At 53.7% G+C, this 25492-nt stretch carries 24 protein-coding genes; 15 read left to right on the top strand and 9 right to left on the bottom strand.

The annotated features are described in order from the left end of the window. Positions 1–23: 23 nt before the first annotated feature. From recF to rpmH, 8 genes are all read right to left on the bottom strand, one after another. Positions 24–1139, bottom strand: a complete 1116-nt coding sequence (gene recF / locus KFE80_09545; GenBank protein ID UTW44636.1) for a DNA replication/repair protein RecF — start codon at positions 1137–1139, stop codon at positions 24–26. 66 nt (positions 1140–1205) lie between these two features. Next, positions 1206–2306, bottom strand: coding sequence for a DNA polymerase III subunit beta (dnaN, locus tag KFE80_09540; GenBank protein UTW44635.1), 1101 nt, complete (start codon positions 2304–2306; stop codon positions 1206–1208). A 96-nt stretch (positions 2307–2402) separates the two neighbouring features. Then, positions 2403–3899: a chromosomal replication initiator protein DnaA gene (dnaA, locus tag KFE80_09535; protein UTW44634.1), complete on the bottom strand. Its 1497-nt coding sequence runs from the start codon at positions 3897–3899 to the stop codon at positions 2403–2405. A 481-nt stretch (positions 3900–4380) separates the two neighbouring features. Continuing rightward, positions 4381–5766, bottom strand: a complete 1386-nt coding sequence (mnmE, locus tag KFE80_09530; GenBank protein ID UTW44633.1) for a tRNA uridine-5-carboxymethylaminomethyl(34) synthesis GTPase MnmE — start codon at positions 5764–5766, stop codon at positions 4381–4383. Between the two features lie 107 nt (positions 5767–5873). Continuing rightward, the gene (yidC, locus tag KFE80_09525; protein UTW44632.1) at positions 5874–7520 is read right to left on the bottom strand and encodes a membrane protein insertase YidC; all 1647 of its coding nucleotides are present in this window, start codon (positions 7518–7520) and stop codon (positions 5874–5876) included. A 2-nt stretch (positions 7521–7522) separates the two neighbouring features. Continuing rightward, the gene (yidD, locus tag KFE80_09520; protein UTW46687.1) at positions 7523–7789 is read right to left on the bottom strand and encodes a membrane protein insertion efficiency factor YidD; all 267 of its coding nucleotides are present in this window, start codon (positions 7787–7789) and stop codon (positions 7523–7525) included. Further along, positions 7789–8181, bottom strand: a complete 393-nt coding sequence (gene rnpA / locus KFE80_09515; protein UTW44631.1) for a ribonuclease P protein component — start codon at positions 8179–8181, stop codon at positions 7789–7791. Before rnpA ends, yidD begins: the two co-directional genes overlap by 1 nt. A 34-nt stretch (positions 8182–8215) precedes the next feature. Beyond that, complete coding sequence (gene rpmH, locus KFE80_09510; protein UTW44630.1) at positions 8216–8350, bottom strand: 50S ribosomal protein L34; 135 nt, start codon at positions 8348–8350, stop codon at positions 8216–8218. 532 nt (positions 8351–8882) lie between these two features. Between rpmH and mnmG the strand changes: the two genes are divergently transcribed. From mnmG to glmS, 15 genes are all read left to right on the top strand, one after another. Further along, positions 8883–10766, top strand: coding sequence for a tRNA uridine-5-carboxymethylaminomethyl(34) synthesis enzyme MnmG (mnmG, locus tag KFE80_09505; GenBank protein ID UTW44629.1), 1884 nt, complete (start codon positions 8883–8885; stop codon positions 10764–10766). Between the two features lie 108 nt (positions 10767–10874). Continuing rightward, positions 10875–11510, top strand: coding sequence for a 16S rRNA (guanine(527)-N(7))-methyltransferase RsmG (gene rsmG, locus KFE80_09500; GenBank protein UTW44628.1), 636 nt, complete (start codon positions 10875–10877; stop codon positions 11508–11510). A 3-nt stretch (positions 11511–11513) separates the two neighbouring features. Further along, on the top strand, positions 11514–12305 hold the full coding sequence (locus KFE80_09495; GenBank protein ID UTW44627.1) for a ParA family protein: 792 nt from the start codon (positions 11514–11516) through the stop codon (positions 12303–12305). Positions 12306–12317: 12 nt separating this feature from the next. Beyond that, positions 12318–13205 carry a ParB/RepB/Spo0J family partition protein gene (locus KFE80_09490; protein ID UTW44626.1) on the top strand — a complete coding sequence of 296 codons (888 nt, stop codon included), beginning with the start codon at positions 12318–12320 and terminating at the stop codon, positions 13203–13205. 169 nt (positions 13206–13374) lie between these two features. Beyond that, on the top strand, positions 13375–13752 hold the full coding sequence (locus KFE80_09485) for an ATP synthase subunit I (GenBank protein ID UTW44625.1): 378 nt from the start codon (positions 13375–13377) through the stop codon (positions 13750–13752). 38 nt (positions 13753–13790) lie between these two features. After that, entirely contained in the window at positions 13791–14828 is a 1038-nt protein-coding gene (gene atpB / locus KFE80_09480) for a F0F1 ATP synthase subunit A (protein UTW44624.1), read from the top strand. A 57-nt stretch (positions 14829–14885) separates the two neighbouring features. After that, entirely contained in the window at positions 14886–15125 is a 240-nt protein-coding gene (gene atpE / locus KFE80_09475) for a F0F1 ATP synthase subunit C (protein UTW44623.1), read from the top strand. A 59-nt stretch (positions 15126–15184) separates the two neighbouring features. Further along, positions 15185–15655, top strand: a complete 471-nt coding sequence (locus KFE80_09470) for a F0F1 ATP synthase subunit B (protein ID UTW44622.1) — start codon at positions 15185–15187, stop codon at positions 15653–15655. A 12-nt stretch (positions 15656–15667) separates the two neighbouring features. Next, positions 15668–16204: a F0F1 ATP synthase subunit delta gene (locus KFE80_09465; protein ID UTW44621.1), complete on the top strand. Its 537-nt coding sequence runs from the start codon at positions 15668–15670 to the stop codon at positions 16202–16204. Positions 16205–16220: 16 nt separating this feature from the next. After that, positions 16221–17765 carry a F0F1 ATP synthase subunit alpha gene (gene atpA, locus KFE80_09460; protein ID UTW44620.1) on the top strand — a complete coding sequence of 515 codons (1545 nt, stop codon included), beginning with the start codon at positions 16221–16223 and terminating at the stop codon, positions 17763–17765. A gap of 65 nt (positions 17766–17830) precedes the next feature. Then, positions 17831–18691, top strand: coding sequence for a F0F1 ATP synthase subunit gamma (gene atpG / locus KFE80_09455; GenBank protein UTW44619.1), 861 nt, complete (start codon positions 17831–17833; stop codon positions 18689–18691). Positions 18692–18736: 45 nt separating this feature from the next. Further along, entirely contained in the window at positions 18737–20113 is a 1377-nt protein-coding gene (gene atpD / locus KFE80_09450; GenBank protein UTW44618.1) for a F0F1 ATP synthase subunit beta, read from the top strand. Positions 20114–20135: 22 nt separating this feature from the next. Continuing rightward, positions 20136–20561 carry a F0F1 ATP synthase subunit epsilon gene (locus KFE80_09445; GenBank protein UTW44617.1) on the top strand — a complete coding sequence of 142 codons (426 nt, stop codon included), beginning with the start codon at positions 20136–20138 and terminating at the stop codon, positions 20559–20561. 109 nt (positions 20562–20670) lie between these two features. Then, positions 20671–22029 (top strand): bifunctional UDP-N-acetylglucosamine diphosphorylase/glucosamine-1-phosphate N-acetyltransferase GlmU, encoded by a 1359-nt coding sequence (glmU, locus tag KFE80_09440; GenBank protein UTW44616.1) that lies wholly within the window; start codon positions 20671–20673, stop codon positions 22027–22029. A 116-nt stretch (positions 22030–22145) separates the two neighbouring features. Then, complete coding sequence (glmS, locus tag KFE80_09435; protein UTW44615.1) at positions 22146–23975, top strand: glutamine--fructose-6-phosphate transaminase (isomerizing); 1830 nt, start codon at positions 22146–22148, stop codon at positions 23973–23975. 84 nt (positions 23976–24059) lie between these two features. On the opposite strand, the gene KFE80_09430 is transcribed toward glmS, so the two are convergent. After that, positions 24060–25388 carry a serine hydrolase gene (locus tag KFE80_09430; protein ID UTW44614.1) on the bottom strand — a complete coding sequence of 443 codons (1329 nt, stop codon included), beginning with the start codon at positions 25386–25388 and terminating at the stop codon, positions 24060–24062. Positions 25389–25492: the final 104 nt, after the last annotated feature.

Genomic DNA, 25492 nt, shown 5'->3' with positions numbered 1-25492 from the left:
TCCAATCGTTGATTCCAGGGCTTTTATTGCGGTGAAACCACCCCATGTTCCACGTGGAACATGGCAAATTCCCCATCCTGCGGCCATGCGGCCTGCAAATCTTCTTTAAAAACGCCGGTAATAAATACCTGCGCGCCTAATTCATTCAGTAATTGCCCTACTCGCTTGCGGTGTTCGCTGTCCAACTCAGCGGGCAAATCATCCAGAAGATAAACACATTGTTTATCAGTTATCTGGTGATAGAGGTACCCTTGCGCGATACGCAATGCACAAACCACGGTTTTTATTTGCCCCCGTGATAGCACATCTCCTGCTGGACAGCCCGATACTTTAAGGCGTACATCCGCTCTATGAGGGCCATAATGAGTTGTCCTGTTTTTCAGGTCCCGCTCTCTACTGCTTGCCAGCACGTCCAGCAGCGGACGCCCGTGATCCCACCCAGGTTGATAGGCAAAATCGATGTCCGCAACGTTGGTAAGGCGTTGCAGAATATCTTGGAAAACCGGCTTGAACTGACTCAAATAGGCTTGGCGATTCCCGTCTACCTGTTCACTCAGTCGGGAAAATTCAGCATCCCAAACAGCCAGCTCTTCGAGCAGTGCTCTATCTTCTTGACGACCGCCCATTCTATCATGCCGAAGCAATGAATTGCGGTGCTTGAGGCAACGTTGAAGGGCTTTCCAAAGGCCTGGGTAATCATGTTCCACGTGGAACACACCCCAATCCAAAAACTGACGGCGCTGTAATGGACCGCCTTCCAACAGATCAAAGCTCTGGCTATTGAGCAGTTGTATGGGCAGTTCTTCCACCAAACCCGCAGCGGTAGGTACAGATTCTCCATTCACCTTAAAGTGGAACTCACCTTTTCGTGTACGCTGAACACCGATAGGAATTGCTCGCTCCGACTGCGGATCAAACAGCTGAGCAAACACAACGCAATCACTGGTGTCGTGTTGAATAACTGTGCGGATATTGCGACTGCGAAATGAGCGGCCGCGGCCCAACAAATACAGTGCTTCTAACAGAGAGGTTTTTCCACTGCCGTTTACACCGTAGATAAGGTTGGCAGACGGACAAAAAGAAAGCTGGATCTGCTCCAGGTTTCGCAACCGGTGCACATCCAGCTTTTTGATATACATACGATGTTTAGAGTTTGTCGTTACGTTGGAAGATTGCTTCGCTGCGCTCGCAATGACGAATCAAACTTACAATCTCATGGGCATAACAACGTAAACACTGTCTTCATTTTCCGGATCATTCACCAACGCCGAACTGTTCGAGTCAGACAGGGTAAAGCGGGTGTTGTTGCCGGGCAGTACGTTGAGTACGTCGAGAAGGTAACTGACGTTGAAACCAATCTCCAACTCATCTCCTTCGTAGTTAACCGCTATCTCTTCTTCGGCCTCTTCCTGCTCTGGGTTGTTGGCAACAATTTTCAGCAAATCGTTGCTGAGCATCAAACGCACTCCGCGATACTTTTCATTGGATAGGATTGCCGCACGGCTAAATGCCTGCTTGAGACCGGCGCGATCACCAATCACTTCTTTAGTGCCGCCACGAGGTAAGACTCGTTCGTAATCCGGGTAAGAGCCATCCACCAGTTTTGAGGTAAAGCGGAAGTCATCGCCAGAGATGCGAACATGGTTGCTGCCAATGACCACGCTGACATCATCACCTTCTCCCAGCAACCGGGAAAGCTCCATCACGCCTTTGCGAGGCACAATGGCAGAAATTTTTTCATCCGCGGAAGATTGCAGTGGGCGTGTAGACATGGCCAGGCGGTGACCGTCTGTGGCAACTGCGCGCAGGGTTTTTCCATCCGCTTCCCACAACATACCATTGAGGTAGTAGCGAACATCCTGCTGGGCCATGGCAAACGCAGTACTGTCAATTAAGTACTTCAGTTCGGTTTGCGACACGTTCAGTTCAAGACGACCCTGTCCCTCATCGACACTGGGGAAATCGCTGGGCGGTAACGTGGAAAGGGTAAAGCGGCTGCGGCCACTTTGCAGAATCGCACGGCCATCTTTTTCCGACAATTTAATTTCCGCCCCCTCGGGAAGAGAACGAACAATATCCATCAGCTTACGAGCTGGCACCGTAATTTCACCGCCTTCGGCACTCTGCTCCAATTCAATATGACCGACAATTTCTACTTCAAGATCGGTGCCTGTCAGAGAGAGTTTTTTATCGTCCAAAACCATCAGGACATTGGAGAGAATTGGTAGGGTCTGACGACGCTCCACCACACCCAACACCAACTGTAACGGTTTCAGAAATGTTTCGCGGGATACGGTAAATTTCATGATGCCCTTCTTTATGAAAACTGGTAGATTTATAGTTTTATCCAATACCTGACTTGCGCAACCCAGGCAGGCAACAGCCAGACCCGTAATAATAAATCAAGTGGTCAACAGGCGCAGCAGATGTTTCATATCTTCACTCATGTCGCGGTCAGTTTCCTGAAGTTCTTTGATTTTCCGGCAGGCGTGAAGCACTGTGGTGTGATCGCGACCATTAAAGGCTTCACCAATTTCCGGCAAACTGTGGTTGGTCAGTTCCTTGGCCAAGGCCATCGCCACCTGTCGCGGACGGGCCACTGAACGACTGCGGCGCTTGGACAAAAGGTCCGACATTTTCAGCTTGTAGTATTCAGCCACGACCCGCTGGATGTTGTCGATAGTCACCAACTTGTCTTGCAGGGCCAACAGGTCTTTCAGGGATTCCCGAATCAAATCAATATCGATTGGCCTACCGGTGAAGTGAGCACTTGCTATCACTCTCTTAAGCGCACCTTCTAGCTCACGCACATTGGAGCGAACCCGCTGGGCGAGGAAAAAGGCAGCTTCGGAAGACAGATTCATCTTTGCCTGATCGGCCTTTTTCATCAGAATCGCCACCCGGGTTTCCAGTTCCGGTGGCTCAACCGCGACGGTTAATCCCCAGCCAAAGCGAGACTTGAGGCGCTCCTCCATCTGGTCGATTTCTTTGGGGTAGCGATCACAGGTGAGAATCATCTGCTGCCCACCTTCAAGCAAGGCATTAAAGGTGTGAAAAAACTCTTCTTGGGAGCGCTCCTTACCGGCAAAAAACTGAATATCATCAATCAGCAAAGCGTCTACGGAACGATAGAAGCGTTTAAAGTCGTTAATGGCATTCAGCTGCAGCGCTTTCACCATATCGGCCACAAAGCGCTCAGAATGAAGATACACCACTTTGGCGTTGGGTTTTTGCTGACGCAGGGCGTTGCCCACCGCGTGCATCAAGTGAGTTTTACCCAGGCCAACACCGCCATAGATAAACAGCGGGTTGTAAGAGCCACCGGGGTTTTCCGCCACCTGGCGAGCCGCCGCTAAAGCCAGCTGGTTGGACTTACCCTCGACAAATGAGTTAAACCGGAAAGTCCCATTGAGGTTGCTCTTGTGGCGCAGGCCGCCTTCTACCTCAACATCATCAATATCGGCACTGTCGTTTTGCACTACTGGTTTTTGCAACACTGGCTTTTGTAGCTTTGACTCAGGGGCCAAAACCGTATTTCCAGCACTGGGTTCTGCCAAGGTATCAGCAGTTTGGCTGCCGTCGTTGTCCAGTGGTTTGTTATTCACCGGTTGCTGCTGGGGCGTATGCACAAAAGCCGGGGCCTGCAAGCTGCGAGACTCAACCACTACCTGGTAATTGTGTTCACCCACTTCCTGAAGCAACTGACGAATGCGATGTAAAAATTTGTCCGAAACCCAATCTTGGACAAAGCGATTGGGCGCTACCAGGCGAATGGTATCTGCGGTTTTCGGGCAGGCGGTGGCATCCACCTGCAGTGGTCGAATCCAAGTGTTGAATTGCTGATCGGGCAATTCGTCACGAAGATAATTCTGACATTTATCCCAAAGAACCTGGGCCAATGCCGCTCCCCCTTATATTCTGTGTTTATTGTTTCTGTTGAGACTATTTTTAGAACCTGGCAGTTTTAGAGCCTGACAGCTTTAGAATCTGACAAAGTCAGCGAGCTGCCGACAGCCAGTTATCCCCAACCTCATTTTTAGGTCAGCCAGTCTAACGCCTGTTTCGCCTGTTATCCACACCACAAATTTATTTTTACAATGCAACGAAAAAGACTTTTTTTTATTAAAAATCAAACAACTATTGATTTTTAACAGCGTAAAACTATTCACAGAAAAACGGATTTATATTGAACAAAAAACAACCAGAAAAATAAAAATCCTGTGGATAAGCTGTGTTTTTTATGGGGATTATCTGTCGAAAAAACGCAATTTAAAGCTGTGCAGGTTAGCAGTTACATACCTGGTATTTTTTTGACTTGCCAGTATCGGCCAGTCATAAAAATCCACCCTCTGTTTTGAGGGTCTGAGCGGTGCAAAGCATCTACTTACCAATACAAAAGCTGCTGAAAATCCGCCCCAGCAAATCGTCGCTGGTGAAGGTACCGGTAATTTCCCCCAACGCCTGCTGAGCCTGACGTAAGTCTTCCGCCAACAGTTCACCAGCAGCCGCCTGATTCAATTGTTGCTGGCCATTGAGCATAAATTCCCGGGCTTTTTCCAGTGCCACAATATGGCGACGGCGAGCGGTAAAACTGCCCTCGCCTACTCCCGCAAACCCCATGCACTGTTTGAGGTGGTCGGTGAGGGTATCAATACCCAGGGCTTGACGGGCGGACAAGCGAATCACCGGGTGGCCCTGATCCTCACTGGTTTCCGTGCCAATACCGGAAACATCCACCTTGTTGAGCACAAAGGTAATGTTGTCCCGCTCTGGATGGCGAGCAAAGTACTCCGGCCAATTGGCCCGGGCATCCAGCGAGTAATCTTTGCTGCTGTCGATAACAAACAGAATGCGGTCGGCGCTATCGATTTCTTTCCAGGCGCGGCGGATGCCCTCCTGTTCCACCGCGTCTTCGCTGTCCCGCAAACCGGCGGTGTCGATAATATGCAATGGCATACCGTCGATATGAATACGCTCACGGAGAACATCGCGAGTAGTACCTTCAATATCGGTAACAATGGCGCTGTCTTTTCCGGACAGAGCATTCAGCAAGCTGGATTTACCGGCGTTGGGTTTACCGGCAATCACCACGGTCATGCCTTCCTGAATCAATGCCCCCTGTTGAGCCTGGGTAAAAATAGCTGCCAAATGATCCAGTAATGATTGCAAGTCCTGGCCTACCTTGGAGTCGGCCAGAAAATCGATTTCTTCTTCCGGGAAGTCGATCGCCGCTTCCACATAAATGCGCAATTGGATCAAGCCTTCAACAAGGGCGTGAACCTGTTGCGAAAACTCTCCTTGCAGGGAACGCAACGCACAGCGGGCCGCTTGTTCGGAAGAGGCATCGATCAAATCGGCAATGGCTTCCGCCTGGGCCAGATCCAGTTTGTCATTGAGGAAGGCGCGCTCGGAAAACTCCCCCGGTCTCGCCAGGCGAACACCCAGCTCGGTGAGCGTATTCAACAAGGTGTCCAGAATCACCGGGCCGCCGTGGCCCTGTAACTCCAACACATCTTCACCGGTAAAGGAATTGGGTCCTGGGAAGAACAGTGCCACACCTTCATCAATAGGATCTCCCGACGCATTTTTAAAACGGGCAAAGCTGGCCAACCTTTGTTGGGGCACCTTGCCAATTACCTGTTCGGCAACTTCCCGGGTGCGCGGCCCACTGATACGAATAATCCCGACCCCGCCGCGACCTGAGGCGGTAGCAATAGCGGCAATGGTGTCCGTGTCGATAGTGGTCATAGGGTTTTGATCAGTCATGGCAAAGCATTTTAAAAGTATGACGGCCCACGGAAAAGCAGTGAGCATAATACTAAGAGCACAAACAAAAAGGGCGGCTAACGCCGCCCTTTCACTCACTGCTTTATTTAAACACCGAGTTTTTTATTCACAAACCAACTTTGGGCAATAGAGAACACGTTATTCACGGTCCAGTACAGCACCAGGCCAGCCGGGAACCACATAAACATAAAGGTAAACATGATCGGCATGATTTTCATGGCAGTGGCCATGCTGGCTTCTGCGGGCTGTGGGTTGAGTTTTTGCTGAATCCACATGGTCAGGCCCATAATCAGCGGCAGGATAAACAGCGGGTCTTTTACCGACAGGTCGGCCACCCACAGCCAGTCCGCGTGGCGCAGTTCCACACTTTCAAACAGCATGTAGTACAGGCCGAGGAAAATCGGCATGGGCAACAGCATCGGCAGGCAGCCGCCCATGGGGTTGACGCCGTGCTTTTTGTACAAGCCCATCATTTCCTGGGACATCTTTTGACGGTCGTCGCCGTAGAGCTCTTTCAGGCGCTGCATCTCCGGCTGGATCTTGCGCATCCCCGCCATCGAACGGGCACTCTTGGCAAACAACGGATACATGGGAATACGCACACACAGGGTCAACAGCAGAATCGCCCAACCCCAGTTGCCGACAAAGTTGTGCAGGAAGTCCAACAGCCAGAACAGCGGCTTGGATATCCACCAGGCCCAACCGTAATCGATGGTCAGGTCCAGATGTTGGTGAATGCTTTCCAGCTGTTTAATGTCTTTGGGGCCTGCATAGAAGCGGGTTTTTAAAACACCGTTTTGTCCAGCCGCCACCGATTGGCTTGGGCCTACATAGCCCAGAGAGTAATCCCCATTACTCAGCTGACGCAGTTTGTAGTTGTTGTTGTCATCCTGCTGCGGTACCCAGGCACTCATAAAGTAGTGCTGCAGCATAGCAACCCAGCCACCGGTATAAGTTTCGTCAAAGCGCTTTTCTCGAATATCCTCGAAAGAGAGTTTGACGTAGTTTTCCTCCGGGGTGGTGATCGCCGCGCCCACATAGGGCTGCATACCAAAACCCGCGTCACTGTCTGGCTTGCTGGCGTCACGCTTTATCTGAGCGTAGATATTTGCCTGCCATTGCTCTGCACTGCGGTTATCAACCAGATAGTCGATGTCCACCAGGTAGTCGCCGCGGCGGAACGTAAATCGCTTGGTAATTGCCACTTCGCCCTGCTGGTAGTTGAGGTCCACCACCAACTCATCGCCGCTGATATCGTAGCGGCTGGATGAACTGCTAAACAGCGGGCGAATACCACCGCTCTTATCGGTACCGTTTTTGCCCACCAGGCCACTCTGGGCAATGTAGGTGTGGCTATTGGTGTTGTTGAGCAGAATGTAGGGTTCTTCGGAATCCAGCTGCTTGAGGTACTCGGGCAGAGCCACCTTAACAATGTCGCCACCACGAGGGTTAATCAACATTTGCAAGACATCAGTATTCACCGCAATAAGCTGGTGATCTGTGTTTTGGGCCGTTACCTGGGGCTGCTCAGTGGCCACTGAAGGCACATCGTCCTGCGAGGCTGGAGGCTGATCACTGGGTACATCCGGCGTCTCTGTTGGCGTCACCGTCTCAACAATGGTCCGAGTATCTTCCACTGGCTTGTGTTGTTGCTCAAACTTGTTCCACTCCTGAAACAACATAACCACAACTATGCCTATGCCGCCCAACAGTAAGGTGCGTTGCCAATCCATCTTTAATTCTCAGTATCAGTCAATTCGGGTTTTGGGGAAGTGGAAGCTTTTTTATCGTCACCGGGAACCGGGTCGTAACCACCTTCGTGAAAAGGGTGGCATTTTATAAGGCGTCGCCCCGATAGATAAAGCCCTTTTAGGGATCCGTGGCGCTCAATGGCGCAAAGGGCATACTCCGAGCAACTGGGGTGAAAACGACAGTTGCTGCCCAGCAGTGGGCTGATAAAGCGCCGGTAACCACGAATAGGCCCTGTAAGCAGCTTGTTTATCACTGCTTCGCTCCCATTGCCTTTTTAGACAGGCGTTTAAAAGAACCTTCAAACAGTTTATGCAGCTGGCGGTTATCCAGTTCACCGATGCCACGTCGGGCTAACACAATAATATCCAGTGAACCCAACAATCGTTGACTGTGGCGAAAGCACTCGCGAGCGACCCGTTTGACTTTGTTGCGGTCAACGGCGTGGCGAACGTTTTTTTTGGCAACGACCAATCCCAGGCGAGGGTGGTCAAGAGAGTTTGGAGTGGCCAGTAGCAGCAAGTGCGAGTGGCCAACCTTGAATTCAGCGCCATCGAAGACACGCTGAAACTGGACCCCATTCAGTAATCGTTTCGACCGGCTGAAATCGCTGCCAGACTGATTAACCTGGGTTGGCTCGGGCACACTGCCGCCCTGACAGTAGCTGTCTGCAGCTGAATTAAGCAGCCAGACGCTTACGACCCTTGGCGCGACGACGATTGATTACCAAACGGCCGTTCTTGGTGGCCATGCGGGCGCGGAAGCCGTGAGTACGCTTGCGCTTGATAACGCTGGGCTGGAATGTTCTTTTCATGACTAATACCGTTATAAAACAGCCGTTGTAAAACAGCTTTGCAAAGTAATTCTACGAGGCAGTTGACCTCAAAGGGCCGGGGATTCTAAACAAAACCACTGAGTGTGGCAAATGAAATTTTACTCAACCTGTAGGTAGGGTCTCTTTATTCATTTATATAGGGCAGGTTGTGAATAAGCTGTCGATAGTAGCCGGTAAAACCACGGGCGAAAGCTGGGGGTAGAACTGTGGATAAATGTGGATAAAAAGACGTTTTTTGTTCCCCTGTGCATAACCCCCCTATCCGTCCACAACCTTACAGGGGCTTTTCCCTGGCTTTTTGGGGCCTTATCCGCAGCCTTTTAATAGGGATAACTATTTGATATAAAATAAAAAAAATGAGTTATTAACAGAATTTCTTGGCTTAAATAATAACTACTAACATAAAAACCTTTCTACATACCTATATAAAAAATACGTTATTCAGCTTATTTAACTAAAAAAACAAAAGTTCCGTATAATTGCCACCCCTTTTAACAGTGGTGATTGCTCCATGCAGTATCCGGACAAGTTCGATGTCATCGTGGTTGGTGGCGGCCACGCGGGTACCGAGGCCTGCCTGGCGGCGGCTCGTATGGGCTGCCGTACCTTGCTGTTAAGCCACAATATCGAAACCTTGGGGCAGATGTCCTGCAATCCCGCCATTGGTGGCATTGGCAAAAGCCATCTGGTGAAAGAGGTGGATGCCCTGGGTGGTGCCATGGCCACTGCCACCGATTTGGGGGGTATCCAGTTTCGGGTACTCAATGCTCGCAAGGGGCCAGCGGTGCGTGCTACCCGCGCCCAGGCGGATCGGGCGCTGTACAAAGCAGCAATTCGCGAGATTCTGGAAAACCAGCCCAACCTGTCGATCTTCCAGCAAGCAGTGGACGACCTGATTTTGGACGGCGACCGGGTGGTGGGCGCCAAAACCCAAATGGGGCTGTCGTTTTACGGAAAAACCGTGGTGCTGACCGCCGGCACGTTCCTTGGCGGCCAGATTCATGTGGGGTTGCAGAACTATTCCGGTGGCCGCGCTGGCGATCCGCCTTCGGTTTCCCTGGCTCAGCGTTTACGGGAACTGCCCCTGCGAGTGGAGCGTTTAAAAACCGGCACCCCGCCGCGTATCGATGCCCGCAGTGTGGATTTTTCGGTGATGCAGGAACAGTGGGGAGACCAGCCCTTACCGGTGATGTCTTACCTGGGCAGTCGCGAACAGCATCCGCAACAGGTGTGCTGTTACATCACCCACACCAACGAAACCACCCATCAGATTATTCACAGTGGTCTGGATCGCTCCCCCATGTACAGCGGCGTGATCGAAGGGGTGGGGCCGCGTTATTGCCCCTCTATCGAAGACAAAATTGTTCGCTTTGCGGATAAGGATAGCCATCAGGTGTTTGTGGAGCCGGAGGGCCTGAATACCCACGAGCTGTACCCCAATGGCATCTCTACCAGCCTGCCGTTTGATGTGCAGCTGGAACTGGTGCGCTCCATTCGCGGCTTTGAAAATGCCCATATCACCCGGCCGGGCTACGCCATTGAGTACGACTTTTTTGACCCCAGAGACCTCAACTACTCTCTGGAAAGCAAGTTTGTCGACGGCTTGTACTTCGCGGGTCAGATCAATGGCACCACCGGTTACGAAGAAGCCGCTGCTCAAGGCTTGCTGGCAGGCACCAATGCGGCACTGGCCGTGCAGGGCAAAGACCCCTGGTGCCCCCGTCGCGATGAAGCCTATATCGGCGTACTGGTGGATGACCTGATTACCCTGGGCACCAGCGAACCCTACCGCATGTTTACCAGTCGCGCGGAATACCGCCTGTTGCTGCGGGAAGACAACGCCGATTTGCGCCTGACGGAAAAAGGTCGTGAACTGGGCTTGGTGGACGATAATCGCTGGCTGCACTTTAACGAAAAGCGCGACGCCATTGCCGCCGAGCAGGAGCGCCTGAAAAGCACCTGGGTGCAACCCGGTTCTGCGGAAGCGGAACAGCTGAAAGACACACTCAGCAGCCCCATCAGCCGTGAGTACAACCTGCACGATTTGGTCAAGCGCCCGGAAATGAGCTACGCCGATATCGCTGCCCTGGACCTGGATCGGGAAATTCCAGAAGCGGTGGCAGAGCAAGTGGAAATCGACGCCAAATACGCCGGTTATATCGATCGCCAGCAAGAAGATATCGACCGCCTCAAAGCCCAGGAAAATACGGCTATCCCCGCCGACTTTGATTACGACGGGGTAAAAGGGCTTTCCAACGAAGTGAAACAAAAGCTCAGTGAAGCCAAACCGCAAACACTGGGGCGGGCGGTTCGCATTCCCGGTGTGACTCCGGCGGCGGCTTCGCTGTTGTTGGTTTACCTGAAGAAGCACAGCGCCAAGCGGCGTAGTGCCTAACAACTTACCTGTCATTGCGAGCGCAGCGAAGCAATCTCCAGCAAGCCACTGCCACACTGGTCGAGATTGCCGCGTCGCTACGCTCCTCGCAATGACGGGGGATATGAAATGATTACACTCGAACAACAACTCCGCACTGGCATCGCTGAGCTGGGTCTTGAGCTAAACGACCAACAAATCGGGTTGCTGCTCGCTTATCTGGACGAACTTCATCGCTGGAACAAAGCTTACAACCTCACAGCCATCCGCGATCCGGAGCAGATGCTGCACCTCCATATACTCGACAGTTTGGCGGTGATGCCATTGTTGCAGGGGCAGCATTTTGTCGATGTGGGCACTGGCCCGGGTATTCCCGGCATTCCCCTGGCCATTGTGTTTCCGGAAAAAACCTTTCAGCTGATCGACAGCAATGGCAAGAAAATGCGCTTTGTGTTCCAGACCTGCCTCAAATTGAAGCTGGATAATGTGACCGAGCAACAGATTCGCGTGGAGCAGTTTCAGGGTCGTTCCGGCGGTTACTGCGGGGTGCTTAGTCGCGCCTTTACCAGCGTGCCGGATATGTTGGAAAAGTGTCATCACCTGGCATCAGAAAATGGTCGCTTTTACGCCATGAAGGGCAAACTGCCAACAGATGAGTTGAGTGCCCTGGCAAAACACTATAAGGTCGTTGCCTCTCATCAACTGCAGGTGCCCGGTGTCGACGCCGAGCGCCATCTGATTGAAATCTCTCACACCGAGGAATAGCGCGTGAGTCGCACATTAGCCATCGTCAACCAGAAAGGCGGTGTCGGAAAAACCACCACCAGCGTTAATTTGTCTGCCTCCCTGGCCAGCTTTGGCCGGCGGGTGTTGATGGTGGATATGGACGCTCAGGGCAATGCCACCATGGGCTCGGGCATCGATAAAAACGCCCTGGAAGAAACTGTGCTGGATGTGCTCACCGGTGAAGCGGATATCAACCGGGTGATTTGCCGCTGTGAATCCGGCAATTTCGATGTGTTGCCTGCCAACTCGGATCTCACCGCCGCCGAGGTGGAGCTTCTTAACGTGGCCAACAAAGAGAGCCGCTTGTTTTACGCGTTGTCCCGGGTGCGCGACCGCTACGATTACATCATTGTCGACTGTCCACCGGCGCTGAGTATGCTCACCATCAATGCGCTCACCGCCAGCCACGGGGTAATTATCCCCATGCAGTGCGAGTACTACGCCCTGGAAGGGTTGTCGGCGCTGATGGAAACCATCCAGCAGATCAACAAAGTGATCAACCCGCACCTGAAGATCGAAGGCATCCTGCGCACCATGTACGACCCCCGCAACAGCCTCACCAACGAAGTCACTACGCAGTTGCGCAAACACTTTGGCGACAAGGTGTACCGGGTATACATTCCCCGCAATGTGCGTTTGGCAGAGGCCCCCAGTTACGGCGAGCCCGCTATTGTTTACGACAAGCACTCCAAAGGCTCGCTGGCCTACATCGGTTTGGCCGGGGAAATCATCAATCGCCACCGGGCTGAAGCCCGCCAGGCCATGAGCGCATAAGGGGAAAAGGTCATGGTAAAACGCAAACTCGGCCGCGGCCTCGACGCCCTGCTCAGCCCGGAAATTGCACAAACCGTTGTTGAACAGCCCAATGTAGGGGTGAATATTGCGGTTCCCGCCAGTGGTGACCAGCTGCGCCAGTTGCCGGTGGAGTTCCTGCAGCGGGGCAAATACCAACCGCGCCGGGATATGCACCCGGAGGCGCTGGAAGAATTGGCCAACTCCATTCGCGCTCAGGGCATTATGCAGCCGATTGTGGTGCGCCCTATCGGCGACAACCGTTACGAGATTATTGCCGGTGAGCGCCGCTGGCGCGCTGCGCAAATGGCGGAGCTGGCGGAAGTCCCCACCCTGATCAAAGACGTGCCGGACGAAACCGCCATCGCCATGGCGTTGATCGAGAACATCCAGCGGGAAGACCTCAACGCCATTGAAGAGGCCCAGGCGCTGATCCGCCTGCAGAACGAGTTTGAACTCACCCAGCAGGAGGTGGCCACTGCCGTGGGCAAATCCCGCACTGCGGTCACCAATTTGATGCGCCTGATGACTCTGGAAGAGGAGGTGCGCCGCCTGCTGGAACACGGCGACCTGGAAATGGGCCACGCCCGCGCTTTGCTGGGCCTGAAAAGTGGCCAGCAAATTGAAGCGGCGCGCTCTGTGGTGGCCAAAGGCATGACCGTGCGCCAGGCGGAGGCATTGGTGCGCCGCCTGCAGGAGCAGGGCACGGCGCAAAAAGAATCTCGCGCCCTCAGCCCGGATATTGTGCGCCTGCAAGATCAGCTGTCGGAACAAGTGGGCGTGCCGGTGATGGTGCAACACAGTGCCAAAGGCAAAGGCAAGCTGGTGTTCAAGTACAACAGCCTTGATGAGCTGGATGGCATTCTGGCCCACATCAAATGAATATCCCTTAATTGGGTAGCCATTGGTGGAGAAACCCACCGTTGGCAAGTTGAATAAGCGAGTTGAACTACCTATAATTGCGCCGCCCAGACTAGTCTGTCTGGGGTTTGTAGCGCTTCGGGTGATAATGCTTGAAGAGCGAGAGAAAGGCTGACAGGAGCTGGCAGCAATGGCCAAGATTGCGCCCCCGCCGGTACATCAGGTCGCCTTGATCCAGCTGTTGGTTTTGCTTCTTCTGTCTTTGGCCCTGTTGCCAATCAGTTGGGAGCTGGCAGCATCCGCTGCCGTGGGGGGATTGATTCAGATAATCCCGCAGGCCTGGTTTACACGTCAGGCCTATCGATATACCGGCGCCCGTCAGGTGCGGAATATCGTTAATGCGATGTATCGAGGGGAAAGCGGGAAGATTCTGTTAACCACAGCGATGTTTGCCATAGTATTTCGCATGGCCCGCTGGGTAGAACCTGTAACGCTGTTTGTTTCCTTTGGTGTGATGATTCTTGTGCAGTTGTTGAGTGCCACAAAAATACTCAACAGGGCACGTTAAACAGTTCGTTTTTAACGCGAAGATTTGCGAGAAAATTGATGGCAGGCGAAAACCCGACCACCGTAGAGTACATTCAGCACCACTTGACCAACCTGGTTTACGGCAACCATCCGGAGCACGGTTGGAGCATTGCTCACAGCGCGGCCGATGTACAGGCCATGGGCTTTACCGCTATTCACCTGGACTCCATTCTCTGGTCTATCGGCTTGGGTGTTATTTTCCTGGGAATTTTCCGCGCCGCTGCCAAACAGGCGACCACCGGCATTCCCGGCGGTTTGCAAAACGCGGTGGAATGGTGTGTTGAGTTTATTGAAGGCTTGGTAAAAGACACCTTCCACGGTCGCAACAAGCTGGTTGCGCCACTGGCCCTGACCACCTTTGTCTGGGTCTTTCTGATGAACCTGATGGATTTGGTTCCGGTGGATTTGGTGCCTCACCTGCTGACCATGCTCGGGGTTCACTACCAGAAAATTGTTCCGTCTACCGACCCCAACATCACTTTGGGTATGGCCCTCGGTGTGTTCGTATTGATGCTGTTCTACTCCATCAAGATCAAGGGTTGGGGCTTCCTCAAAGAATTGACCATGAATCCGTTCCACTCTGGCAAGTGGTACCTGGACTTCACCATCTTCCTGCCGATCAACATCTTTATGGAAGTGGTGGGCCTGTTGGCTAAGCCGTTCTCGCTCGGCCTGCGACTGTTCGGCAATATGTACGCCGGTGAAATGATCTTTATTCTGATTGCCGTTATGTTTGGCGCCGCCTTCGGTGCTGGTGCTATTGGTGGCGGCTTCCAGAGCCTGTTTGGCGAAACCTTTAACTTGGTGTACTGGCTGATTGTGCTGGCGGTGGTGATTTTTACCTGTTGGCTGAACATGAAAGGCAAGTTGGCCACCGGGAAAACCATTTTACTGCTGATTGTTCAACTGGCCCTCGCCGGCGGTTTGAGCTTTGTCAGTGGTGGATTTATGCAGTGGGGCTGGGCGGTATTCCACATCCTGGTGATTACACTGCAAGCGTTTATCTTCACTGTGCTGACGGTGGTTTACCTCAGCATGGCGCATGAAGATCACTGATTTTTTGATTTACCTTTAATTTTTACTTTCATCTAAACCTCTTAATAGGAGAAACAAATGGAACTCGTCATCATCGCAGCGGCAATTATGCTGGGTCTGGGCGCATTGGGTGCGGCCGTTGGTATGGGTCTGCTGGGCGGTAAACTGATCGAAGGTACTGCTCGTCAGCCTGAGCTGGGCCCCATGCTGCAAGGCAAGATGTTCCTGTTGGCCGGCCTGATCGACGCCATCCCCATTATCGGTGTTGGTATCGCCATGTACCTGATCTTCGTTGTTGCTCCTGGCGTTGGCGCTTAATTAGCCGCCCTGTTAACAGCAATACAACGAATTTCTTTAGGTAACTTGAGGACACTGGCGTGAATATTAACCTTACGCTGTTCGGTCAAATGGCAGTCTTCGCAATCTTTGTGTGGTTCTGCATGAAGACTGTGTGGCCAGCAATCATCAATGCCTTGGAAGAGCGCAAGAAAAAGATCGAAGAAGGACTGGAAGCGGCTGACCGCGCCAGTCGCGATCTGGAACTGGCGCAAAACAAGGCGGCCGACCAGATGAAAGAAGCCAAGCAAGAAGCGGCGGGCATCATCGAACAGGCCAACAAGCGGGCTAACCAGATCGTAGACGAGGCCAAAGAGCAGGCCATCGCTGAGGGCAACCGCCTGAAAGCCGCTGCTCAAGCCGAGATCGATCAGGAACTGAACCGCGCCAAAGAGGAGCTGCGCAGCAAAGTGGCCGCGCTTGCCGTTCAGGGTGCTGAGAAAATTCTCGAAACCCAGATCGACGAGAACGCCAACCGCGACATGCTCGACAAACTGGCAGCGCAGCTGTAAACGAGGTTTGAAATGGCTGAACTGAGCACTCTGGCACGGCCCTACGCAAAAGCGGCGTTTAAACACGCGGCTGATGCCGGCGCACTGCAAGACTGGTCGAAAATGCTGACTACCGCCGTTGCGGTATCCCAGCACGATGCGGTGGAGCGCCTGTTGGCCTCCCCCACTCACACCGCGGCGCAGCAGGCTGAGACCGTGATCGATATTTGTGGCGATGCCCTCGATAAGAGCGGCCGCAATTTTGTTCACACTCTGTCAGCCAATCGCCGTCTGCCCCTGCTAGCGGAAGTTAGCCGCCAGTTTGAGGTGTTGAAAGCGGGCCTGGAGAAAAATCTGGCGGTGGAAGTCACCTCCGCCGGTGAGGTCAGCTCGGAACAGCAAGACAAACTGGCAGCGGCACTGAAATCACGCCTGGGTCACGACGTTACCCTGCAGGTGGAAGTGGACAAAAGCCTGTTGGGCGGTGCGGTGATCCGTGCCGGAGATACCGTGCTCGACGGCTCCGTTCGCGGTCGTCTGGCGAAGCTCGCCGAAGCGTTAAATTCCTGAGATCGAGGAACTGCACATGCAGCAACTGAATCCATCTGAAATCAGCGACATCATCAAACAGCGCATTGAAAGCCTGGATGTTGCCACTGAAGCCCAGAATGAGGGCACCATTGTATCCGTCTCCGACGGTATCGTTCGCATCCACGGCCTCGCCGATGTGATGTACGGCGAGATGATCGAATTTGAAAACGGCAGCTACGGCATGGCCCTCAACCTGGAGCGTGACTCCGTGGGTGCGGTTGTGTTGGGTGACTACCTGGGTCTGGCCGAAGGCCAGAAAGCCAAGTGCACCAGCCGTATTCTGGAAGTGCCGGTTGGCCCAGAGCTGGAAGGCCGTGTGGTTGATGCCCTGGGTACGCCCATTGATGGCAAAGGCCCGGTTGAAGCCGCGGTTACCTCTCCGGTTGAGCGCATCGCTCCCGGTGTAATTGACCGTCAGTCCGTTGACCAGCCTCTGCAAACCGGTTTGAAGTCCGTTGACTCCATGATCCCCATCGGTCGTGGTCAGCGTGAGTTGATTATTGGTGACCGTCAGGTGGGTAAGTCCGCCATCGCCATCGACACCATCATCAACCAGAAGAACACCGGCATTAAGTGTATCTACGTTGCGGTTGGCCAGAAGCAGTCCACCATCGCCAACGTGGTGCGCAAGCTGGAAGAGCACGGCGCCATGGACCACACTATTGTGGTTGCCGCCGGTGCTGCTGACCCCGCCTCCATGCAATTCCTGGCGCCTTACGCCGGTTGTGCCATGGGTGAGTACTATCGTGATCGTGGCGAAGATGCCTTGATTATTTACGATGACCTCACCAAGCAAGCTTGGGGCTATCGCCAGATTTCCTTGTTGCTGCGTCGTCCGCCAGGCCGTGAAGCCTACCCCGGTGACGTATTCTACCTGCACAGCCGTCTGCTAGAACGCGCTGCCCGCGTTAACGCCGACTACGTTGAGAAGTTCACCAACGGTGAAGTGAAAGGCAAAACCGGTTCTTTGACCGCCCTGCCGATCATTGAAACCCAGGCCGGTGACGTATCTGCGTTCGTACCCACCAACGTGATTTCCATTACCGATGGTCAGATCTTCCTGGAAGCGGACATGTTCAACGCCGGTATTCGCCCTGCGATCAACGCCGGTATCTCCGTATCCCGGGTAGGTGGTGCTGCGCAGACCAAAGTGATCAAGAAGCTCGGTGGTGGTATTCGTCTGGCTCTGGCTCAGTACCGCGAACTGGCGGCGTTCTCCCAGTTTGCCTCCGACCTGGACGACGCTACCCGCGCCCAGTTGGAGCACGGTCAGCGCGTGGTTGAGTTGATGAAGCAGAAGCAATTTTCGCCTCTGTCCATCGCTGAAACCGCTATCGTTCTGTACGCCGCTAACGAAGGCTATCTGAAAGAAGTGGAAGTGGCCAAAGTGGGCGACTTCGAAGCTTCCCTGCTCTCTTACATGAAAGCAGAGCACGCAGAGCTGATGAAGCAGGTTGACGACACCGGCGACTACAACAACGACATCGCCGCCAGCTTTAAAGCGGCGCTGGACAAGTTTGTCGCCACCCAAACCTGGTAAGCCACCTTTACGGGGACAGACTTTCTTATAAACAGAAAGTGTCCTGTCCCCATTAGGATCGAACTATGGCAGTCGGAAAAGAAGTTAAAACCAAAATCGCCAGTGTGCAAAGCACACAGAAGATCACCAGCGCCATGGAACTGGTGGCGGCGAGTAAAATGCGCCGTGCCCAGGATCGCATGAAACTGGGCAAGCCTTACGCCCAGCGCATCCGCACGGTGATTGGCCATATTGCCAACGCCACGCCGGAGTATCGCCACCAGTATCTGGTGGAGCGTGAGGTGAAGCGGGTCGGCTTTATTGTGGTATCCACCGATCGCGGCCTTTGTGGCGGTTTGAACATCAACCTGTTCAAAGCCACCATCAAAGCCATGAAAGAGTGGAGCGACAAAGACGTTGAGGTTGATCTGTGCGTTGTCGGCAACAAGGCCTCTGCCTTCTTCGGCAGTATGGGCGGCAATATCACCGCTGCGGTCACCGACCTGGGTGATGAGCCCTCTGCGGCTGACCTGTTGTCCAGCGTCAAGGTGACTCTGGATGCGTTTGACGAAGGCAAAATTGATCGCCTGTTCCTGGTGAGCAATGAATTCGTCAACACCATGACCCAGAAGCCGGAAGTGGCTCAGCTGCTGCCTCTCGAAGCGACTGATGAGGAAGAGCTGAAGCACCACTGGGACTACATCTATGAGCCGGACGCCAAAGATTTGTTGGACGGCCTGTTAGTGCGTTACATCGAATCCCAGGTGTTCCAGGCGGTTGTGGAAAACAAAGCCTGTGAACAGGCGGCGCGGATGCTGGCCATGAAAAACGCCACCGACAACGCCGGCAACATGATCGACGAACTGCAACTGCTGTACAACAAAGCCCGTCAGGCAGCCATTACCCAAGAGCTGTCCGAGATTGTTGGCGGCGCAGCTGCGGTTTAAACAGAATTTAAAAGTTACATCTCTTATATATAGAGGACATTGGAAATGAGTAGCGGACGTATCGTACAAATTATCGGCGCCGTGATCGACGTGGAATTCCCACGCGATCAGGTACCGAATGTTTATGACGCCCTGACTGTTGAGAGCAAAGACCTGACCATGGAGGTTCAGCAGCAACTGGGCGACGGTGTGGTTCGCGCCATTGCCATGGGCTCCTCCGAAGGTGTTAGCCGCGGTTTGGCGGTTGCCAACACCAACGCCCCGGTAAAAGTACCCGTAGGTACTGAAACCCTGGGCCGTATTATGGACGTACTGGGCAACCCCATCGACGAATGTGGCGAGATCGGCGAGCAAGAGCGTATGCCAATCCACCGCAAAGCGCCGACTTATGCGGAACAATCTGCTACCAATGAGCTGCTGGAAACCGGTATTAAAGTAATCGACCTGGTTTGCCCGTTCGCCAAGGGTGGTAAGGTTGGTCTGTTCGGTGGTGCCGGTGTGGGCAAGACCGTAAACATGATGGAGCTGATCAACAACATCGCCAAAGAGCACAGCGGTCTGTCTGTGTTTGCCGGTGTGGGTGAGCGTACTCGTGAAGGTAACGACTTCTACTACGAAATGAAGGAGTCCAACGTTCTCGATAAAGTGGCCATGGTTTACGGTCAGATGAACGAGCCCCCCGGAAACCGTCTGCGCGTGGCCCTGACCGGCTTGACCATGGCGGAAAAATTCCGCGACGAAGGCAAAGACGTACTGTTGTTTATCGACAACATCTACCGTTACACCCTGGCGGGTACCGAAGTATCGGCACTGTTGGGCCGTATGCCTTCTGCGGTGGGCTACCAGCCGACTCTGGCGGAAGAAATGGGCGCCCTGCAGGAGCGTATTACTTCTACCAAGACCGGTTCTATTACTTCTATCCAGGCGGTATACGTACCGGCGGATGACCTGACTGACCCGTCTCCAGCAACCACGTTCTCTCACTTGGACGCCACCGTTGTACTGAGCCGTGATATTGCTGCCAAAGGTATCTACCCGGCGGTAGACCCACTGGACTCCACCTCTCGTCAGCTGGACCCACTGGTGGTTGGTACCGAGCACTACGAAGTGGCTCGCGGCGTACAGTCTGTGCTACAGCGCTACAAAGAGCTGAAAGACATCATTGCGATTCTGGGTATGGACGAGCTGTCTGAAGAAGACAAGCAGGTAGTTGCCCGCGCCCGTAAAGTTGAGCGCTTCCTGTCCCAGCCGTTCCACGTGGCGGAAGTATTTACCGGTTCCCCGGGCAAGTACGTGTCCCTGAAAGAGACCATTGCCAGCTTCAAGGCAATCCTCGAGGGTGACTACGACCATCTGCCGGAGCAGGCCTTCTACATGGTAGGCGGCATCGAAGAAGCGGTTGAAAACGCCAAGAACCTGTAACCCGCTGAGCGAGGTTTGAATAATGGCTATGACAGTCCATTGTGACATTGTAAGTGCCGAAGAGGGTTTGTTTTCAGGCCTGGTAGAGCTGGTAGTTGCCACCGGCTCTGTGGGTGAGCTGGGCATTAACTTCGGCCACGCACCGCTGCTGACCGATCTCAAGCCGGGACCGGTGCGTATCGTTAAGCAAGGCGGCGACGAGGAGTTGTACTACCTCTCCGGCGGCTACCTGGAAGTGCAGCCCAACTGTATTACCGTAATGGCCGACGTCGCCAACCGCGCCGACAGCCTGGACGAAGCCAAAATTCTGGAAGCCAAGGAAAAAGCCGAACAGGCCCTGGCCAACCAGAGCGGCGAGTTCGACTACTCCCGTGCAGCAGCCCAGCTGGCGGAAGCGGTTGCACAACTGCGTACTATTGAGCAACTGCGCAAGAAGCTCGGTAAATAAGCCGGCAGTTGTGTTATAAAAAGGGCGGCTTTGTGCCGCCCTTTTTTGTTTGTGTTTATGTCATTCTGTGCTGGACACAGAGTGACCGTATTCAATCAGGACGAATTAAATGATCGACATCGTTATTCTTGCCGCCGGTAAAGGCACTCGCATGAAATCGGCGCTGCCCAAAGTGTTGCACAAGCTGGCCGGGCGCTCTCTGCTTCAGCACGTGATCGATACTTCTTCACAGCTGCCCGAAGCCGCTATTACCGTCGTAACTGGTCACGGTTCCGAACAGGTGAGAGAGTCCATTGCCAATCCGGTCAATTGGGCAGAGCAAACCGAGCAGCTGGGTACAGCCCATGCCGTGGAACAGGCACTGCCAAGCTTGGCAGACGGCAGCGTTGCATTAATCCTGTACGGCGACGTTCCCCTGCTGGAATTGCAAACACTGGAAAAAATGGTTGGGCTGGTGGCTGAAAAATCCATGGCTCTGCTGACCGTGGAGCTGGCGGATGCCACTGGTTATGGTCGCATTATTCGCGATGCCGACGGCCATGTAAGTGCTATTGTTGAACACAAGGACGCCAGCGATGCGCAGCGCGAAATCTGCGAAATCAACACCGGCGTAATGGCCCTTAACAGCGACGACTTGAAACGCTGGTTGCCCCAAATTGGCAACGATAATGCTCAAGGCGAATTCTACCTTACCGACCTGATCGAAATTGCCCGCAACGATGGCTATCAGGTAGAGCCTCTGCAGCCGGCCACCGAGCAGGAAGTTCAGGGCATTAACGACCGTGTGCAACTGGCAGAGCTGGAGCGTCACTACCAGAGTTTGCAGGCTGAAACGGCGATGCGCAGTGGCGCTACCCTGGCAGACCCGAATCGTTTTGATGTGCGCGGTGAACTGGCTGTGGGCAATGATGTTTTTATCGATGTGAATTGCGTATTTGAAGGTAAAGTGCAGCTGGGAAATAACGTCACTATTGGTCCCAGCTGCATTCTTGCCAATGCCACCATTGCCGATGGCGCAGAGATCAAGGCCAACACGGTTCTCGAAGATACCCAGGTAGGCGTTAATGCCATTATTGGCCCATTTGCCCGCCTGCGCCCCGGTACAGTGCTTGAAAGCGAAACCAAAATCGGTAATTTCGTCGAAACCAAAAAAGCCACGGTGGGCAAAGGCAGTAAAATCAACCACCTCAGCTATGTGGGCGATGCGGTATTGGGGGATAACGTCAACGTCGGCGCCGGTACTATTACCTGCAATTACGATGGTATTAATAAGTTTCTGACTCAAGTTGAAGATGGTGCCTTTATTGGCTCCAATACAGCTCTGGTTGCTCCGGTTAAAGTGGGTGCTGGGGCAACGGTGGCTGCTGGCTCTGTGATTACCGATGAAGTGCCCAGTGATCAATTGGCACTGGCTCGTGGCAAGCAGAAAAACATTGAAGGCTGGAAGCGGCCGGTTAAGAAAAAATAACGCTTACCGTCATTGCGAGGAGCCGCAGGCAACGCGGCAACCCTTGTCAGTGTGGCAGTAACCTACTGAAGATTGCTCTGCTGCGCTCGCAATGACGAAGACAAAAAGGAAAAATTATGTGTGGAATTGTTGGCGCGGTGGCTCACCGCAATGTCACCAATATTCTGGTTGAGGGCCTTAAGCGCCTGGAATATCGCGGTTACGATTCCGCTGGTGTGGCAGTGGTAGATACCGATGGTGCTATCCAGCTGCGTAAAAACGCGGGCAAGGTAGCGGCACTGCAAGCCAACCTTGAAGCCAACCCAGCGGTCGGCCTGCAAGGGGTGGCTCACACTCGCTGGGCTACCCATGGGGTGCCCAACGACGTCAATTCTCACCCGCACTGTTCCGGCCATATTGCTTTGGTGCACAACGGCATTATTGAAAACCACGACGAGCTACGCGCTGAATTAACGGCCGCAGGCTACCAGTTTATTTCCGATACTGATACCGAAGTTGTTGCCCACTTGGTACACAGCTACAGTGAGCAGGGCAGCGACCTGTCGACTGCCCTGCAGCAGGCTATTGCTCGACTCGAAGGTGCCTATGCGCTGGGCGTAGTAAGCGCTCGCGAACCTGGCAAGCTTGTGGGTGCACGCAAGGGCAGCCCACTGGTATTGGGTATTGGCATCGAAGAGAATTTTATTGCCTCCGACCAGATGGCCCTGCGCCAAGTTACTGATCGCTTCATCTTCCTGAATGAGGGGGATTTGGTGGAGATCACCACCGATTACTACCGTATCGTTGATGAGGCTGGTAACCCCAGCCACCATGAGGTGGTGCAATTGTCTGGTGATGACGGCAGCGCTGATAAAGGTGGCTATCGTCACTATATGCTCAAGGAGATTTTTGAGCAGCCCAAAGTGCTGGCCGATACTCTGCAGGGTCGTATCAGCGACAAGCACGTACTGCCCCAAGCGTTTGGTCAGCAGGCCAGTGAGCTGTTTGAACAGGTGCAGAATGTGCACATTGTTGCCTGTGGCACTAGCTACCACGCGGGCATGGTAGCGCGCTACTGGCTTGAGGAGTGGGCTGGTATCCCCTGTCAGGTGGAAGTGGCCAGCGAATACCGCTATCGCAAAGTCGTGGTGCCCGCCAACACCTTGTTTGTCACCATTTCCCAGTCCGGGGAAACCGCCGATACCTTGGCGGCGTTGCAAAGCGCCAAACAGTCGGGCTATCTGGGTACCCTGACTATCTGCAACGTACCCAGCAGCTCCCTGGTGCGGGAGAGCGACTTGGCGCTGATGACGATGGCCGGGGCCGAGATCGGCGTTGCCTCCACCAAGGCTTTTACCACTCAGCTGGTGGCGCTGCAGCTGTTTAGTATTGGTATAGGCCGCTACCATGGGCTGGGTGAAGAGTGCGAGCAGGCGCTGGTTGCTGCTCTGCATCAATTGCCGCAGTTGTGTGAACAGGTGTTGCAGCTGGACAAGCAGATTGAACAGACCTTTGAATGCTTTAATGATAAGCACCATGCCTTGTTCCTGGGCCGCGGCGTGCAGTTCCCGGTAGCTTTGGAAGGCGCGTTAAAGCTCAAGGAAATTTCTTATATCCACGCCGAAGCCTACCCTTCTGGTGAACTTAAACACGGCCCACTGGCGCTGGTGGATGACGATATGCCAGTGGTGGCAGTGGCCCCCAACAACGAACTTCTGGAAAAACTCAAATCCAACCTCCACGAAGTGCAGGCCCGCGGCGGCCAACTGTTTGTGTTTGCCGACAAAGATTCCGGCTTTACCAGCCAGCAAGGAGTAACAGTAATCGACCTGCCCCATGTGCCAGAGAGCCTGGAGGCGATTATCTACACCCTGCCCCTTCAGCTGCTGTCCTACCATGTGGCTTTGGTGAAAGGCACTGATGTGGATCAGCCCCGCAACCTAGCGAAGTCGGTAACAGTGGAATAACACAGTCAGTGGATCTACGACCCATATAAAAATGCCCCGATCTTGGTCGGGGCATTTTTTTAGGGTTGTGAGCCTTGTTATTGATTAACCAAACAGTGCCCTGCCGCCCTTCTCTGCCAGGTGCTTCACAATCGCCTCAAACCCATAAAGGGTGTTTTGGGTGAATTCCGGCGTGATCGCATTGGGCTGGCTGGACACCTTGATGATGACCACCTCGGCTTCCGGGGCGATATAGATGTGCTGGCCGTGGATGCCAATGGCGTAAAAGGCTTTGCTGTCAAAGTCGCTGACCCACCATTGGTTGCGGTAAGAGCCTTTGGGGATCAGGTAGCCAATGCCGCTGCCGTCTCCGCGCTTCCAGAGGTTGCGGCTGCCGCCAGTGCGAATGTCTTTTATAGTGGATTCCTTGAGGAACTGGTGACCGTTGTAGGTGCCGCCCTGGAGCAACATCTGGCCGAAACGGCCGAGGTCACGCATGGTGGCATTCATGCCACCAGAAGCCGCTGAAAGCCCCCAGCTGTCTACCAGCATGTGGCAGTTTTCTTCGGCACCCAAGTGTGACCAAATCAAGTCACTGAACAGCTTCGGCAAACGCTCACCGGTAGCGCGCTCCATTACCCAACCCAACACATCGGTGTTGCAGGAGATGTAGGCAAAGCGCTCACCGTGTTTGTGACCTGGCTCTTTGCGCAGGGATTGCAGGAACAACGCCTGGGATTCTGGCAGCCCTTCCAGCTGGCCAGTGCGTGGTCGCCAGCCAGCGGAGGCCTCATGCATGGTCAGTTCACTGACCACCCCGTAATTCTCCTGATAGAGAATGCTGGTGGTCATGTCCAGTACCTGGCGCACAGTGGCATCGCCGTAACCGGAGTGACCCAGCTCGGGTACATAGTCTTCTACCAGCTTGTCGGGGTTCAGCTGCTTTTGTTCCATCAGGACGCAGGCCAACGTACCCACCAGTGATTTGGTGACCGATTGCAGCAGGTGCTTACTGTGGGGCTGAAGACCGTTGAAATATTGCTCATTGACCAGCTTTCCTTGATGCAACACCAGAAGGCCGTCGGTATAGGTCTGAGCGAGCATTTGCTCGATGGTAATTTCTTCTTCTGAATAGGTGGTAAAAGCCAGTTGATTGAGCTCGACCGGTGCCTCTTTGAAAGGGGTCGGCTTACCGGGGCCACGGTAGATTTCAGCACTGGGGACTATCTGACAGGCGTTCTGAAAACTCCAGCGCACAGGTGCTCCCTCGGTCCAGTTGCCAAGGTGCACACGGTTTTTTGCCTCTACATCAGAGGTTTGTAAAAACCCCATTTCAGCAGCAGTGGGCTGCCAGGTAACCTTAACGTCTGCCGGCTCTTTGGCGGGCGACTCTTGATCGTTGCTGGTAGAGGGTTCATTTGGGTGGTTCGACATAGTGCGAAGCTTACCTTACTGCGAAAAGACCAAGGACTATATACGCAGTTTCGGGCACCTGCAAGGATGGAAAAGCGTAAGGGCGATTTTAACCCTTGGGCTGG

It is taken from the genome of bacterium SCSIO 12696, from assembly GCA_024397955.1.
In the GTDB taxonomy this organism is placed as follows: domain Bacteria; phylum Pseudomonadota; class Gammaproteobacteria; order Pseudomonadales; family Porticoccaceae; genus SCSIO-12696.
Note: the sequence above shows the minus strand (reverse complement) of the source record. Positions and strands in the feature narration are given on the sequence as shown.